Genomic DNA, 15,003 nt, shown 5'->3' with positions numbered 1-15,003 from the left:
CTCATGTTCAAGCGAAACACCTTGGGCCTCGGTGGCGCCGCCTTGTGCGGCGCCCTGCTGGTCAGCGGCTGTGCCAATCAGATGTCACAGCGCAGCGAGCACGAAGAGCGGGTCGAGCGCAAACTGCTCGATCACAGCCTGCAGATCGATGTCGGTGAGCCTAAGGTGCTCGAGCTGCCGCAACGACGCGTGAAGATCAACGAACAGAAGACCTTCGAAGTCACCGAGTTTGAGGTCACCCGTCGTTACGATCGCTACACGCCTTATCAGCCCTGGCGCGAAATCTACGAGATTCCGCTGGGTGCAGTGGCCGTGGTCGCCGGTATTGGCGCGAATGTGGTCAACGTATTCGCTCTGGGCAACCTGCCGGACAGCGTGACCAAGGACTGGTTGAACTACGGCATTGCCGGGGTCAACCCGTTCATGAACGTGCAGTCCCACGGTCGTGCGCAACAGAACCTGGCCGGTATCGATGAAGTCCAGCGCGACAAGCGCACGGAGTATTCGAGCCTGCCGTGGAGCGAGCGTCCGGTGCAGGTCAAGGCCGGCAAGCAGACCTTCGACATGACCACTGACCGCAACGGCGTGCTGCGCCTGAACCTGCTGGACAGTCCGTTCGCCGAAAATGACCTGAACCATATCGGCAAGCTGCAGATCAGCGTCGAAGACGGCAAGGATGACGTGCACAGCGACTCATCCCTGGCGATCAGCAGCCATTTGCGCAGCAAGTTGCTCGAAGCGCACGGGTTGATTTACGACGATCTGGAAGACGACGAAGTGAGCCAGTGGGTTCACCGGGTCAAACGTCTGTCGGAACTGGGTCTGGAAGAAGAAGCCAGCGAGCTGGAGCAAAGCCTGATCGAACTGACACGTAATGATCCGGAGTTGCAGGCTGAGTTTCTCAAGTCGTTGACCAAGGATGCGGGGCGCCTGGTCGCCGATCCGGGACCGAATTAAGCCTGAAAAGCTTCGCGAGCAAGCCCGCTCCCACATTTGATCGAGTTCCTTCAGAGGGAATGCAGTCAAATGTGGGAGCGGGCTTGCTCGCGAAGGTGCCCTTAAAATCACTGATGAGTTCAGCGCTCAAACAACTCCATCTGCTCAAACCCGCCGCGCAAATCCTCCAGCCTCACCCCTACCCCCAACAACCGCACCGGTTTCCCGCCCCGGTTGAACGCCTGCGTCAGCATCAACTGATAACTGCCCAGATCACGCCCTGCCCCCGCCTGTTCCAGTGTGGTCTGGGTAAAGTCATGAAACTTCACTTTGACGAACGGCTTGCCCGGTCGATAACTGCTGTCGATCCGCGCCATGCGGGTTTTCAGGGTTTCGAGCAGCTCCGGCAGTTTGTCGAGGCAACTGCGCAGATCCGGCAGATCGACGTCGTAGGTATTTTCCACACTGATTGACTGACGGCGACTGTCGTTGTGCACCAGCCGGTCATCAATCCCACGGGCCAGACTCCACAGTCGCTCACCGAAACTGCCGAATTCACGTACCAGCGCCAACTTGTCCCACTCGCGCAGTTGCAGGCAATCGACGATGCCGAACTTGCCCAGTTTGTCGGCAGTGACTTTGCCGACGCCGTGCAACTTGCTCACCGGCAAGCCACTGACGAAATCCTCGACCTGATCCGGGGTAATGACGAACAGCCCGTTGGGTTTCTTCCAGTCACTGGCGATCTTGGCCAGAAACTTGTTCGGGGCCACGCCGGCAGACACAGTAATATGCAACTGATTGGAGACCCGCCGCCGGATGTCCTGCGCGATGCGCGTGGCGCTGCCGCCAAAATGCGCGCTGTCGGAGACGTCGAGGTAGGCCTCGTCCAGCGACAGTGGCTCGATCAGGTCGGTGTAATCGCGAAAGATGGTATGGATTTCCTTCGACGCTTCGCGATAGGCATCCATGCGCGGCTTGACGATGGTCAGGTCGGGGCACAGCTTCAAGGCATGCCCGGATGACATCGCCGAACGCACGCCGTACGCCCGCGCCTCATAGTTGCAGGTGGCAATCACCCCACGCCGATCCGCCGACCCACCCACCGCCAGTGGTTTACCAGCCAGGTTCGGGTCGTCGCGCATCTCGATGGCGGCGTAGAAACAGTCACAGTCGACGTGGATGATTTTTCGCTGGGTCATGACGGAAAAGGAAACATGGCGAGCCGGATCCGCAGTATCTCACTGACACCTGTATATAGCACCAGTGGTACGAAGGTTCTTTTCAGACTGTAGGAAAACAACCATGAATTTATTTTCTCAATCGAAAATCACCGCTCGATAGAGCTGAAAGCCTTGCCCTATCTGCCCTGCGCTCCATTCGTCCACACCGCAAAAAGCGCTAACCGATTGAACAGGAACAGATTTATTCAGATTCAAGGTTGACAGCCCGGCGATCCTCTGTAGAATGCCGACACACAGACGCGGGATGGAGCAGTCTGGTAGCTCGTCGGGCTCATAACCCGAAGGTCGTCGGTTCAAATCCGGCTCCCGCAACCAAACATCAAAAAAGGCTACTCGAAAGAGTGGCCTTTTTTGTGCGCGCCTGTTTTACCAATGAGTCACTGTACCAAGCGCACCTGAGCGAACAGGAAGTCTTTGCATTTCCGAAACTTACCGCCACGCTGCGACCGTTTGACGCAAATTCACACTTATTTGACCCTTTACGGGGTTAGCGGTTGACACCTCGCCGTTCGCCTGTAGAATGCCGCCACACAGACGCGGGATGGAGCAGTCTGGTAGCTCGTCGGGCTCATAACCCGAAGGTCGTCGGTTCAAATCCGGCTCCCGCAACCAAACATCAAAAAAGGCTACTCGAAAGAGTGGCCTTTTTTGTATCTGTGGAAAAAGTCCTTTCGCAACAATGATCTGTCACGCTGCAGTGAAACGCTCAGGACCATCAGACCGACCGAGTTGCGACTATGCTTGAGTCGCAGGCAAGACGTCTGCAATCCATGACCCGCCCTCGCCGATCCCGGATGAGAGGCGTAGTATTTTGTGATTATTTTTTTCTACAGGGATTGGTAACTTGGCTGGATACCTCCATCCTGTCGCGCACAATCCAAGAGGTGATTGATGCGCGCCAACTCGTCTGATCCACAAGACACCGTCACAGCAGAACATCCGATCAAACCCGAGCGCCTGCGCTTGCTAGATCGGTTAAGCAAGTACCGTCAGCCGATCGGTCTGGCAGTCACGTTGCTGCTGTTTGCCATTGCGCTGATTGCCTGCCGCCATCTGCTGAGCGAACTCGATCTGTATGCCTTGCATGACTCGATCCTGGCGGTGCCGAAACCGGCCCTGCTCGGCGCAGTGGCTGCAACGGTGGTCGGCTTCATCATATTGCTCGGCTATGAATGGTCGGCCAGCCGCTATGCTGGCGTGACACTGCCGCCGCGTACTCTGGCGTTGGGCGGCTTCACCGCGTTTGCGATTGGCAACGCCATCGGCCTGTCGCTGCTGTCTGGCGGCTCGGTGCGCTACCGCTTATATGCACGCCATGGGCTGGGCGCCTCCGAAGTCGCGCACATGACGCTGTTCGCCAGCCTGTCGCTGGGTTGCGCCCTGCCACCGCTCGCGGCTCTCGCGACCCTGAGCGACCTGCCCGCCGCCTCCGCCGCACTGGGCCTGTCAGAAGGCTTGCTCGGTACGATTGCCATGGTGGTGCTGGGTCTGGGCGCGATTCTGGCGGTCGGCATCTATCGCCGCCGCCTGCCGGAGCAACCCTACCGCGACAACCTGCTGGTCAGGGCCGGTCGCCGGACATTGCGCCTGCCGGGCCGACGCCTGACATTCCTGCAATTGATCATCACCGCCCTCGACGTCGCCGCAGCCGCCACCGTGCTTTATCTGCTGCTGCCGGAAGCCCCGCCGTTCGGCGCGTTCCTGCTGGTGTACCTGCTGGCCCTGGCCGCCGGCGTCCTCAGCCATGTGCCGGGGGGTGTCGGGGTCTTCGAAGCGATCCTGCTCGCCGCGTTTGCCGACACCCTCGGTGCCGCGCCGCTGGCCGCCGCCCTGCTGCTCTATCGCCTGATCTATGTAGTGCTGCCGCTGCTGGTGGCCTGCCTGTTTTTGCTGATCAACGAAGGCCAGCGCCTGTTCCAGACCCAGACCATGCGCGCCGCATCCGGTCTGGCCGCGCCGATTCTGGCGGTGCTGGTGTTCCTGTCCGGCGTGGTACTGCTGTTTTCCGGTGCCACCCCGGAGATCGACACGCGTCTTGAACACATCGGTTTCCTGATCCCGCATCGACTGGTCGACGCCTCGCACTTCGGCGCCAGCCTGATCGGCGTGTTGTGTCTGCTGCTCGCACAGGGCCTGCGCCGTCGCCTGTCAGCGGCGTGGATGCTCACCACCATTCTGTTGCTCGTCGGCGCGCTGCTCTCGCTGCTCAAAGGCTTCGACTGGGAAGAAGCCACGCTGATGACGCTCACCGCCGCGCTGCTCGGGGTGTTCCGCCGTTCGTTCTATCGCCCGAGTCGCCTGACCGAATTGCCGTTCTCGCCGCTGTATCTGGTGGCCAGCCTCTGCGTCCTCGGCGCTTCGACCTGGTTGCTGCTGTTCGCCTACCAGGACGTGCCGTACAGCCATCAACTGTGGTGGCAGTTCACCCTCGACGCTGACGCCCCGCGCGGCCTGCGTTCGTTGCTCGGCGCCGCCGTGCTGTTGCTGGTGATCGCCCTGACCTGGCTGCTGCGTACCGCGCGCCCGGTAATCCATCTGCCGACCCCGGACGAACTGGATCGCGCCGCGAAAATCCTGATGGCCTCGTCGCAACCCGATGGTGGCCTCGCGCTGACCGGTGACAAGGCGTTGCTGTTTCACCAGAACGACGAAGCCTTCCTGATGTACGCCCGCCGTGGCCGCAGCCTGGTGGCACTGTACGACCCGATCGGCCCAAGCCAGCAACGCGCCGAGATGATCTGGCAGTTCCGCGACCTGTGCGACATCCATCACGCCCGTCCGGTGTTCTATCAGGTACGTGCGGAAAACCTGCCGTACTACATGGACATCGGCCTGACCGCGATCAAGCTCGGCGAAGAAGCCCGGGTCGATCTGCAGCGCTTTGACCTGGAAGCCAAGGGCAAAGAGATGAAGGACCTGCGCTACACCTGGAACCGTGGCACCCGCGACGGTCTGTCGCTGGAGATCCATGAGCCAGGCCAGGCGCCGATGGACGAGCTGAAAGTGATTTCCGATGCGTGGCTGACCGGCAAGAACGTGCGCGAGAAAGGTTTCTCCCTCGGTCGGTTCAGCGACGATTACCTGAAGCATTTCCGCATTGCGGTGATTCGCTTCGAAGGCCGCCCGGTGGCGTTCGCCAACCTGCTCGAGACTTACAGCCATGACCTGGCCAGTCTCGATCTGATGCGCTCGCACCCGGACGCCCCCAAGCTGACCATGGAATTCCTGATGGTCGGCCTGATTCAACACTATAAGAGTCACGGATACGCGCGCTTCAGCCTGGGCATGGTGCCGTTGTCGGGGTTGCAACCCCGGCGTGGTGCACCGCTGACCCAGCGTCTGGGCTCGATGGTCTTCCGCCGTGGTGAGCAGCTGTACAACTTCCAAGGCTTGCGCCGCTTCAAAGACAAGTTCCAGCCTGACTGGGAACCCCGTTATATGGCAGTGCCCGCCGGACTCGATCCGCTGGTGGCGCTGGCCGATACTGCTGCCCTGATCGCGGGCGGCTTGACTGGATTGGTGAAACGCTGATGATTCAACGCTCCCTGAAGTACATCCTGGCCGCACTGATCGTGCTGGCCGTGATTGCCGGCGGCGGTTACTGGTACCTCAAACGCCCGGCACCGCAACCGACTCTGCAACCACTGACGGCCGCCGACGGCACGGTCATGACCCGCGTCATTCCCGGCACCCAGCCCAAAGCGCAGGTGCTGGTCGCGGTCAATGACGACCAGAAGCTGACCGACAACCAACTGAGCACACTGAGCCGCAGCGCCTCGGCGCAGATCGTTCAGGTGATTCTGCCCAAGGACTGCCTGCAACAGAGCCGCGCCCTGCAAACCGGCCTGCGCGAACTGAATGGCCCGGCCACACTGGTCAGCGGCATCGGCCCTGGCGCCGTGCTGGCCTGGCGCTGGTTGTCCGAGCAGAAGGACGACAAGGCCCAGGCGATCTCGGTTGACCTGGCTCTGGAAAAACCCGGCTGCACCCACCTGCTGCCGAAATCCGCGGCTCATGGCCACTGGCTGGTGGCATGGAACGACAACCCGGACGACACCAGCGCCGGTTTCGTGCGCGATCAACCGAACGCCGAAACCAGCATCAGCGACTACGACATCAACCTGCCGCAGGTGCTGAACAACGAATTGCGCAAGATCCTCGTTGGCGGCGACAAGGCCAACGGCGGTCTGGCGATCCCGGTGGTTGAAGTGCCAGCCGGTCAGGCCAAAGACACCGTGACCCTGTTCCTCTCCGGTGACGGCGGCTGGCGCGACCTCGACCGCGACGTCGCGGGCGAGATGGCCAAGATCGGCTACCCGGTGGTCGGCATCGACACCCTGCGCTACTACTGGCAGCACAAGAGCCCGGAGCAAAGCGCGCTGGACCTGACCGAACTGATGCAGCACTACCGGCAGAAATGGGGCACCAAACGCTTCATTCTGACCGGTTACTCGTTCGGTGCCGACGTCCTGCCAGCGATCTACAACCGCCTGCCGGACACCGAGCAGCAACGCGTCGACGCCATCATCCTGCTGGCCTTCGCCCGCACCGGCAGCTTCGAAATCGAAGTCGAAGGCTGGCTCGGCAACGCCGGCAAAGAAGCCGCCACCGGCCCGGAAATGGCCAAGCTGCCAGCGGCCAAAGTCGTTTGCATCTACGGCGCCGAAGAAACCGATGAAAGCGGCTGCACCGACAAGACGGCAGTCGGCGAAGCGGTGAAACTGCCTGGCGGCCACCACTTCGACGAGAACTACCCGGCCCTGGCCAAGCGCTTGGTGGACTTGATCGAGAAGCGTCAGGCCAAGGATCAGCCGGCAGAGTGATCTGAAGCGCTCCAACGAAAAGCCCCCGCAACCTCACGGTTGCGGGGGCTTTTTACATTCCGGAGCAGCATCCCGTTCCCCTGTAGGAGTGAGCCTGCTCGCGATGGCGGAGTGTCAGATGCCGGATCATGGACTGAGACTCCGCCATCGCGAGCAGGCTCACTCCTACAGGGAAATGCGCAGGACTCACGATCTGAATGAACCAAGACCGAAACCCGAAGTCGACCTGCCTGAAAGTCCGTAGAGGTACAGAGATCAAAAGATCGCAGCCTTCGGCAGCTCCTACAGGTTTCGCACTCCATGTAGGAGCTACCGAAGGCTGCGATCTTTTGATCTGAAGTTGCCGGGCACAAAAAGCCCCCGCCGGCCTTGAAGCTGACGGGGGCTTTCCAGTTAGGGCACGGCTACATCTCCACCTGCGTCCCCAACTCAATCACCCGGTTCAGCGGCAGATTGAAGAACCGCAGGTTGCCGTTGGCATTCTTCAACATGAACGCAAACAACGCTTCGCGCCAGCGGGCCATGCCTTCGAGTTTCGAGGCGATCACTGTTTCGCGGCTGAGGAAGTAGGTGGTGCGCATCGGGCTGAAGTCCAGGTCATCCAGGTGGCACAGTTTCAGCGCTTGCGGCACATCCGGCTCGTCGGTGAAGCCGAAGTGCAGGATCACCCGGAAGAAGCCTTCGCCGTGGGCCTCGACTTCAAAGCGACGCGATGGCGGCACGCGCGGGATGTCTTCGTAGACCACGGTCAGCAGCACCACTTGCTCGTGCAATACCTGGTTATGCAACAGGTTGTGCAACAGCGCATGCGGCACCGCGTCGGAGCGTGCGGTGAGGAACACGGCGGTGCCCTGCACGCGGTGCGGCGGTTGCACGCGGATGCTGCTGATGAAGATCGGCAGCGGCAACGCGCCTTCGTCGAGGCGATCGACCAGCAGTTGTTTGCCGCGCTTCCAGGTGGTCATCAGCACAAACAGCGCGATACCGGCGATCACCGGGAATGCACCGCCCTGCACAATCTTCGGCACGTTGGCGGCGAAGTACAGACCGTCCACCAGCAGGAAGCCGATCAACACAGGCACCGCGAGGATCGGCGGCCATTTCCACAACAGGAGCATGACGGCCGACACCAGAATGGTGGTCATCAGCATCGTGCCGGTCACCGCCACACCGTAGGCCGAAGCCAGGGCGCCAGAGGATTCAAAACCGAGTACCAGCAGCACTACGCCGACCATCAGCGCCCAGTTCACCGCGCCAATGTAAATCTGGCCTTGTTCGTCGCTGGAGGTGTGCTGGATGTACATGCGCGGAATGTAACCGAGCTGGATCGCCTGACGGGTCAGGGAGAACGCGCCGGAAATCACCGCTTGCGAGGCGATTACCGTGGCCAGGGTCGACAGCCCTACCAGCGGAATCAGCGCCCAGCTCGGAGCCAGTAGGTAGAACGGGTTACGCGCCGCGTCCGGGTTGTCCAGCAGCAAGGCGCCCTGACCGAAGTAATTGAGCACCAGCGCCGGCAATACCAGGATGAACCACGCCCGGGCGATCGGCTTGCGACCGAAGTGGCCCATGTCGGCGTACAACGCTTCGGCACCGGTCAGCGCCAGCACCACCGCGCCGAGAATCGCCACGCCCATGCCGGTATGCACCATGAAAAAGCGCACAGCCCAGACCGGATTCATGGCATGCAGCACTTCTGGCGTGTGGCTGATGCCATACACACCGAGGGCGCCAAGGACGAGAAACCAGGTGACCATGATCGGCCCGAACAGAATGCCGATGCGCGCCGTACCGTGGCTCTGGATCAGGAACAAGCCGACCAGCACCACCAGCGACAGCGGCACCACCCAGTGGTCGATGCCATCGAACGCCAGGCCCAGACCTTCGATCGCCGACAACACGGAAATCGCCGGGGTGATCATGCTGTCGCCGTAAAACAGCGCTGCGCCGATCAGCCCGCAAACCACCAGCAACGAACGCAACCTCTTGCGCTTGCCCGCCGCACGACGTGCCAGTGCGGTGAGCGCCATGATGCCGCCTTCGCCCTGGTTGTCAGCACGCAGGACGAACATCATGTATTTGATCGAGACGACCCAGATCAATGACCAGAAGATCAACGACAGAATGCCCAGCACCCCATCGTGATTGACGGGCACGCCATACGCGCCGGAAAACACTTCTTTGAGGGTGTACAACGGGCTCGTGCCGATGTCGCCGTAAACCACCCCGACTGCCGCGACCAGCATGCTCAGCGGTTTTGCAGCCGAATGCTCGGCGCCCGCCGCCTGACTACTTGCCTGACCCATCCAACACTCCTGATTCTCAAACCGGCTTCTTTGACTGAAGCACTATGCTTTGTGGTGCAGCATGCGCTGTTTTACCTGTTGTTACAGACGTTTTGTTGACTGTAAAAAATCGGTAAAGCTCAACGGCGCGAAGCATAGCGCAGCACTCGTCGTATTTCCCTGCATAAAGCTGGTCAAGTGCGTTACTCATCGCTAGAATTGCGCACTTTTTGATCAGAGGCGCGCCCTAAGCGCCCATCCGTCGGTTTTCCCACACGGCAAGCGACGTCACAAAATACCGAGGTTAGACATGTCCACCACTCCTGCGCCGGCCAATCCAAAGGTTGGCTTCGTATCTCTGGGTTGCCCGAAAGCACTGGTCGACTCCGAGCGCATCCTGACCCAGCTGCGCATGGAAGGCTATGACGTGGTGTCCACCTACCAGGACGCCGACGTGGTGGTGGTCAACACCTGTGGTTTCATCGACTCGGCCAAGGCTGAGTCGCTGGAAGTGATCGGTGAAGCGATCAAGGAAAACGGCAAGGTGATCGTCACCGGTTGCATGGGCGTGGAAGAAGGCAATATCCGCGACGTACACCCGAGCGTGCTGGCCGTGACCGGTCCGCAGCAGTACGAGCAAGTGGTCAACGCGGTGCATGAAGTGGTGCCGCCGCGTCAGGATCACAACCCGCTGATCGACCTGGTGCCGCCGCAAGGCATCAAGCTGACTCCGCGTCACTACGCCTACCTGAAGATTTCCGAAGGCTGCAACCACAGCTGCAGCTTCTGCATCATCCCCTCGATGCGCGGCAAACTGGTCAGCCGTCCTGTCGGCGACGTGCTCGACGAAGCTCAGCGCCTGGTCAAGTCCGGCGTCAAAGAGCTGTTGGTGATTTCGCAGGACACCAGCGCCTACGGCGTCGACGTGAAGTACCGCACCGGTTTCTGGAACGGCGCGCCTGTGAAAACCCGCATGACCGAACTCTGCGAAGCGCTGAGCACCTTGGGCGTGTGGGTCCGTCTGCACTACGTTTACCCGTACCCGCACGTTGACGAGCTGATCCCACTGATGGCCGCCGGCAAGATCCTGCCGTACCTGGACATCCCGTTCCAGCACGCCAGCCCGAAAGTGCTGAAGTCGATGAAACGCCCGGCGTTCGAAGACAAGACCCTGGCGCGGATCAAGAACTGGCGCGAGATCTGCCCGGATCTGATCATCCGTTCGACCTTCATCGTCGGCTTCCCGGGCGAAACCGAAGAAGACTTCCAGTACCTGCTGAACTGGCTGACCGAAGCCCAGCTCGACCGCGTCGGCTGCTTCCAGTACTCGCCGGTAGACGGCGCACCGGCCAATGATCTGGACCTGGAAGTGGTTCCGGACGACGTCAAGCAGGACCGTTGGGAGCGCTTCATGGCGCACCAGCAGGCGATCAGCTCGGCACGCCTGCAAATGCGCATCGGCCGCGAGATCGAAGTGCTGGTGGACGAAGTCGACGAGCAAGGCGCCGTCGGCCGCTGCTTCTTCGATGCCCCGGAAATCGACGGCAACGTGTTCATCGACAACGGCAGCAACCTCAAGCCGGGCGACAAGGTCTGGTGCAAGGTGACTGACGCTGACGAATACGACCTCTGGGCTGAGCAGATCTAAGCACCACGCAGTACCTGTGGGAGCGTGCTTGCTCGCGAAGGCGGTGTATCAGTCACTGGATATGTCGACGGATGCACTGCTTTCGCGAGCAAGCCCGCTCCCACAGGGGATAGTCGTGTCATCAAAAGCCCCGCTCTTTTTACGAGATGCGGGGCTTTTTTACGGCTATCGTTTGCAGTGGGAAGGAATCCCGCTCATCCATTTGAAAAGAGGCAGACGGGCATGCGTCAGCATTCGGTCATCCACACGCCGAAACTCAGCGATTATCAGGAACTGACCCGGGTCTGGGAGGCCTCGGTTCGCGCAACCCATGATTTCCTGCCGGACAGCTACATCGAGTTGCTGCGCAATCTGGTGCTCACCCGCTATCTGGACGCGGTGATGCTGATTTGCACCAGGGATCATCAGCAGCGCATTACCGGATTCGCCGGAGTGGCAGCGGGCAAGATCGAAATGCTGTTTATCGATCCCGAGCATCGGGGCCAGGGCTTGGGCAAGAAACTGCTCAACTACGCCATGCAGCATCTGAATGCCGATGAACTCGACGTCAACGAACAGAACCCGCAGGCACTGGGGTTTTACTTCAAGCAGGGTTTTGAAGTGATCGGCCGCTCGGAAGTGGATGGCATGGGCCAGCCGTATCCGTTGCTGCATATGCGCTTGCGGCAGAACCAGCAGCGCTCAAGCCACGCCTGACACACCAAAGAACCCTTGTAGGAGTGAGCCTGCTCGCGATAGCGCCGGACCAGCCGACATCAATGCTGAATGTTAGACGGCAATCGCGAGCAGGCTCACTCCTACAAAAAACACCTACCGAAATGGAACCGGGCTTAACCGGCGCCAGGCAGGTACAATGCCCACCCCTTTTTTGTTACGGCCCTGTCATGACTGACCCGATTCGCCTCTCCAAACGCCTCATCGAACTGGTCGGTTGCTCCCGCCGGGAGGCCGAGCTGTTCATTGAGGGCGGCTGGGTCACCGTGGACGGCGAAGTGATCGACGAACCGCAATTCAAGGTCGGCGACCAGAAGGTCGAGCTCGACAAGGACGCTCAGGCCACCGCGCCGGAGCCGGTAACGATTCTGCTCAACGTGCCGGCCGGCATGGATGTCGACACCGCCATGCAGTCGCTCAGCGCCGATACCCTCAGCGACGAGCACCGCTACGGCAAACGTCCGTTGCGCGGGCACTTTCTGCGTCTGACCGCCAGCGCCGACCTGCAACCCAAGGCCAGCGGTCTGCTGGTGTTTACGCAGGACTGGAAGGTGCTGCGCAAACTGACTGCTGACGCGGCCAAGATCGAGCAGGAATATGTGGTCGAAGTCGAAGGCGACATGGTTGCCCACGGCCTCAATCGCCTGCAGCACGGCCTCACCCACAAGGGCAAGGAGCTGCCGCCGGTCAAGGCCAGCTGGCAGAACGAAAACCGCCTGCGCTTCGCCATGAAGAACCCGCAGCCGGGGATCATCGCGCAGTTCTGCGAAGCGGTTGGCCTGAAGGTCGTCGGCATCCGCCGCATCCGTATCGGCGGTGTGTCGATCGGCAAGGTTCCGGTCGGCCAATGGCGCTATCTGTCCGGCAAAGAGAAGTTCTAAGGCTTCCACTGCTGCCAAACATTCCGGCAGCGCGCCTGCGTGCTGCCCACAACGATTATCAGGATTACCCACATGATTCATAACGACGTACTGCGCAGCGTGCGCTACATGCTCGACATCAGCGACAAGAAAGTCATCGAGATCATCAAGCTCGGCGGTCTGGACGTGGAGCTCAAAGACGTCGTCGCGTACCTCGACAAGAAAGAAGAAGACGAAGAAGGCTTCGTGCGCTGCCCGGACGAAGTCATGGCGCACTTCCTCGATGGCCTGGTGATCTTCAAACGTGGCAAGGACGAAAGCCGTCCGCCGCAGCCGATCGAAGTGCCGGTGACCAACAACATCATCCTGAAGAAGCTGCGTGTTGCCTTCGAACTGAAAGAAGACGACATGCACGCGATCCTCAAGGCTGCCGAGTTCCCGGTGTCCAAGCCTGAGCTGAGTGCACTGTTCCGCAAAGTCGGCCACACCAACTACCGCGCGTGCGGCGACCAGTTGCTGCGCAACTTCCTCAAGGGCCTGACCCTGCGCGTTCGCGGCTGATCTGCGCTACTAGCTCTGAATCGGCGGCGCGGCCTTCGCGAGCAAGCCCGCTCCCACAGGTTTTGTGGCTGACACAAAACCGGACTCCACTCGAGATCCCTGTGGGAGCGGGCTTGCTCGCGAAGACGTCGGCCCCGTCATCACCTGCCTTGAAGCCTTGCGGGTTATCATGCCCGCCCCGCTCCCGCCTTGATTACCGAACATGACTTACAACGTCTCCCCCATCGGCTTCGTGCGCTCCTGCTTCAAGGAGAAGTTCGCCATCCCGCGCCAGCCGCAACTGGCCCCCGCCGCCCGTGGCGTGCTGGAGCTGGTGGCGCCGTTCGATCAGGGAGACGCCGTGCAAGGTCTGGAGCAGGTCAGCCATGTCTGGCTGTTGTTCCTGTTTCATCAGGCGCTGGAAGAGAAGCCGCGCCTGAAAGTGCGCCCGCCACGGCTGGGCGGCAACAAGTCCATGGGCGTGTTCGCCACCCGTGCGACTCACCGCCCCAATGGCATCGGGCAGTCAGTGGTGAAGCTGGACAAGGTCGAGACCAATCGGCTGTTCATTTCGGGCATCGATTTGCTCGACGGCACGCCGATCCTCGATATCAAACCCTATGTGCCTTACGCCGATATCATCCCCGAAGCCTCCAACAGCATCGCCAGCGCCGCGCCACAGTTGATTGACGTGCGGTGGACGGACGCCGCGCTGCAACAGGCGCATGGCCATGCTCAGCGCCTCGGCGAGCCGCTGGTCGAGTTGATCGAGCAGTGTCTGGCGCAGGATCCGCGCCCGGCGTATCAGACGCCGGCACCGGAGCGCGAGTACGGTGCGCAGTTCTGGGACCTGGACGTGCGCTGGCATTACCCGACGCCGGAGCAGATTTGCGTGCTGGAAGTGATCCCGGCCTCGGCGTAAACCCCGGAAACGAAAAAGCCCGCGCTGCCTTCTCAGGCAACGCGGGCTTTCGCTTTTCTGTAGGAGTGAGCCTGCTCGCGATTGCGTTGGGTCAGTCAAGATTGATACCGACTGACACGGCCCTATCGCGAGCAGGCTCACTCCTACATTTTGTTCCTTACTTCTCGACGAACGCACGCTCGATCAAGTAATCACCCGGCTCGCGCATCCGCGCCGAGATCTTCAGGCCGAAGCTGTCGAGCACTTCGCTGGTCTCGTCGAGCATGCTCGGGCTGCCGCAGATCATCGCGCGGTCGTCCTGCGGGTTGATCGGTGGCAGACCGATGTCGCTGAACAGCTTGCCGCTGCGCATCAGGTCGGTCAGACGACCCTGGTTCTCGAACGGCTCGCGGGTCACGGTCGGGTAGTAGATCAGTTTGTCACGCAGCGCTTCACCGAAGAACTCGTTCTGCGGCAGGTGCTCGGTGATGAATTCGCGGTAGGCGACTTCGTTGACGTAACGCACGCCGTGCACCAGGATCACTTTTTCAAAGCGCTCATAGGTTTCCGGATCCTGAATGACGCTCATGAACGGCGCCAGACCGGTGCCGGTGCTCAGCAGATACAGATGCTTGCCCGGGTTCAGGTCGTCGAGCACCAGGGTGCCGGTAGGCTTCTTCGAGATGATGATCTCGTCGCCTTCCTTCAGGTGCTGCAACTGCGAAGTCAGCGGACCATCAGGCACTTTGATGCTGAAGAACTCGAGATGCTCTTCCCAGTTCGGGCTGGCAATCGAGTAAGCGCGCATAAGCGGGCGGCCGTTGGGCTGTTGCAGGCCGATCATCACGAACTGACCGTTCTCGAAGCGCAGGCCCGGATCGCGGGTGCACTTGAAGCTGAACAGAGTGTCGTTCCAGTGGTGAACACTGAGGACACGCTCGTGGTTCATGTTGCTCATGTACGTGGGACTCCTGGATATTGGGTCTGCGCTCGCCTTTGCGGCCGACAGTGCGCAATTGCATCGCATTCTAATAGCGACGACAATATCTGTT

The 15,003-nt window shown here is 60.6% G+C and carries 11 protein-coding genes and 2 tRNA genes; 10 read left to right on the top strand and 3 right to left on the bottom strand.

The features are described 5' to 3' along the window. The first annotated feature begins 3 nt into the window (after window positions 1-3). The gene (locus AC1RBR_RS06265) at window positions 4-957 is read left to right on the top strand and encodes a hypothetical protein (protein WP_027614341.1); all 954 of its coding nucleotides are present in this window, start codon (window positions 4-6) and stop codon (window positions 955-957) included. A 119-nt stretch (window positions 958-1,076) separates the two neighbouring features. On the opposite strand, the gene dinB is transcribed toward AC1RBR_RS06265, so the two are convergent. Next, complete coding sequence (gene dinB, locus AC1RBR_RS06260; protein ID WP_253149040.1) at window positions 1,077-2,138, bottom strand: DNA polymerase IV; 1,062 nt, start codon at window positions 2,136-2,138, stop codon at window positions 1,077-1,079. A 280-nt stretch (window positions 2,139-2,418) separates the two neighbouring features. Here dinB and AC1RBR_RS06255 point away from each other — a divergent pair. From AC1RBR_RS06255 to AC1RBR_RS06240, 4 genes are all read left to right on the top strand, one after another. Continuing rightward, window positions 2,419-2,495 (top strand) — tRNA-Met (locus AC1RBR_RS06255). Window positions 2,496-2,715: 220 nt separating this feature from the next. Then, window positions 2,716-2,792 (top strand) — tRNA-Met (locus tag AC1RBR_RS06250). Window positions 2,793-3,071: 279 nt separating this feature from the next. Further along, entirely contained in the window at window positions 3,072-5,711 is a 2,640-nt protein-coding gene (gene mprF / locus AC1RBR_RS06245) for a bifunctional lysylphosphatidylglycerol flippase/synthetase MprF (RefSeq protein ID WP_492563474.1), read from the top strand. Next, the gene (locus tag AC1RBR_RS06240) at window positions 5,711-7,003 is read left to right on the top strand and encodes a virulence factor family protein (protein WP_492563472.1); all 1,293 of its coding nucleotides are present in this window, start codon (window positions 5,711-5,713) and stop codon (window positions 7,001-7,003) included. Before mprF ends, AC1RBR_RS06240 begins: the two co-directional genes overlap by 1 nt. Window positions 7,004-7,407: 404 nt before the next feature. Here AC1RBR_RS06240 and AC1RBR_RS06235 read toward each other — a convergent pair whose 3' ends face one another. Continuing rightward, complete coding sequence (locus AC1RBR_RS06235) at window positions 7,408-9,249, bottom strand: potassium transporter Kup (protein WP_492567219.1); 1,842 nt, start codon at window positions 9,247-9,249, stop codon at window positions 7,408-7,410. Window positions 9,250-9,598: 349 nt separating this feature from the next. On the opposite strand from AC1RBR_RS06235, the gene rimO reads away from it, so the two are divergent. From rimO to tsaA, 5 genes are all read left to right on the top strand, one after another. Then, complete coding sequence (rimO, locus tag AC1RBR_RS06230; protein ID WP_024011887.1) at window positions 9,599-10,936, top strand: 30S ribosomal protein S12 methylthiotransferase RimO; 1,338 nt, start codon at window positions 9,599-9,601, stop codon at window positions 10,934-10,936. Window positions 10,937-11,158: 222 nt separating this feature from the next. Beyond that, a complete protein-coding gene (locus tag AC1RBR_RS06225) occupies window positions 11,159-11,632 on the top strand; it encodes a GNAT family N-acetyltransferase (protein ID WP_492563471.1) in 474 nt (157 codons plus the stop codon). 188 nt (window positions 11,633-11,820) lie between these two features. After that, entirely contained in the window at window positions 11,821-12,531 is a 711-nt protein-coding gene (locus AC1RBR_RS06220; RefSeq protein WP_123587001.1) for an rRNA pseudouridine synthase, read from the top strand. A 72-nt stretch (window positions 12,532-12,603) separates the two neighbouring features. Further along, window positions 12,604-13,071, top strand: a complete 468-nt coding sequence (locus AC1RBR_RS06215; RefSeq protein ID WP_095138416.1) for a YehS family protein — start codon at window positions 12,604-12,606, stop codon at window positions 13,069-13,071. A 202-nt stretch (window positions 13,072-13,273) separates the two neighbouring features. After that, a complete protein-coding gene (tsaA, locus tag AC1RBR_RS06210) occupies window positions 13,274-13,972 on the top strand; it encodes a tRNA (N6-threonylcarbamoyladenosine(37)-N6)-methyltransferase TrmO (protein ID WP_492563468.1) in 699 nt (232 codons plus the stop codon). Between the two features lie 157 nt (window positions 13,973-14,129). On the opposite strand, the gene fpr is transcribed toward tsaA, so the two are convergent. Beyond that, window positions 14,130-14,909 carry a ferredoxin-NADP reductase gene (gene fpr / locus AC1RBR_RS06205; protein WP_003222277.1) on the bottom strand — a complete coding sequence of 260 codons (780 nt, stop codon included), beginning with the start codon at window positions 14,907-14,909 and terminating at the stop codon, window positions 14,130-14,132. Between the last annotated feature and the right edge of the window lie 94 nt (window positions 14,910-15,003).

Source organism: Pseudomonas sp. GW823-FHT01D03, assembly GCF_058798255.1.
This window is presented reverse-complemented; position numbering and strand designations above follow the sequence as displayed.

What these genes read in the sequence shown, in the direction of transcription:
- AC1RBR_RS06265 (WP_027614341.1), top strand. Translation starts at nt 4, where the DNA reads ATGTTCAAGCGAAACACCTTGGGCCTCGGTGGCGCCGCCTTGTGCGGC.
- AC1RBR_RS06215 (WP_095138416.1), top strand. Translation starts at nt 12,604, where the DNA reads ATGATTCATAACGACGTACTGCGCAGCGTGCGCTACATGCTCGACATC.
- fpr (WP_003222277.1), bottom strand. Translation starts at nt 14,909, where the DNA reads ATGAGCAACATGAACCACGAGCGTGTCCTCAGTGTTCACCACTGGAAC.
- AC1RBR_RS06240 (WP_492563472.1), top strand. Translation starts at nt 5,711, where the DNA reads ATGATTCAACGCTCCCTGAAGTACATCCTGGCCGCACTGATCGTGCTG.
- AC1RBR_RS06220 (WP_123587001.1), top strand. Translation starts at nt 11,821, where the DNA reads ATGACTGACCCGATTCGCCTCTCCAAACGCCTCATCGAACTGGTCGGT.
- rimO (WP_024011887.1), top strand. Translation starts at nt 9,599, where the DNA reads ATGTCCACCACTCCTGCGCCGGCCAATCCAAAGGTTGGCTTCGTATCT.
- AC1RBR_RS06235 (WP_492567219.1), bottom strand. Translation starts at nt 9,249, where the DNA reads ATGCTGGTCGCGGCAGTCGGGGTGGTTTACGGCGACATCGGCACGAGC.
- AC1RBR_RS06225 (WP_492563471.1), top strand. Translation starts at nt 11,159, where the DNA reads ATGCGTCAGCATTCGGTCATCCACACGCCGAAACTCAGCGATTATCAG.
- mprF (WP_492563474.1), top strand. Translation starts at nt 3,072, where the DNA reads ATGCGCGCCAACTCGTCTGATCCACAAGACACCGTCACAGCAGAACAT.
- dinB (WP_253149040.1), bottom strand. Translation starts at nt 2,138, where the DNA reads ATGACCCAGCGAAAAATCATCCACGTCGACTGTGACTGTTTCTACGCC.
- tsaA (WP_492563468.1), top strand. Translation starts at nt 13,274, where the DNA reads ATGACTTACAACGTCTCCCCCATCGGCTTCGTGCGCTCCTGCTTCAAG.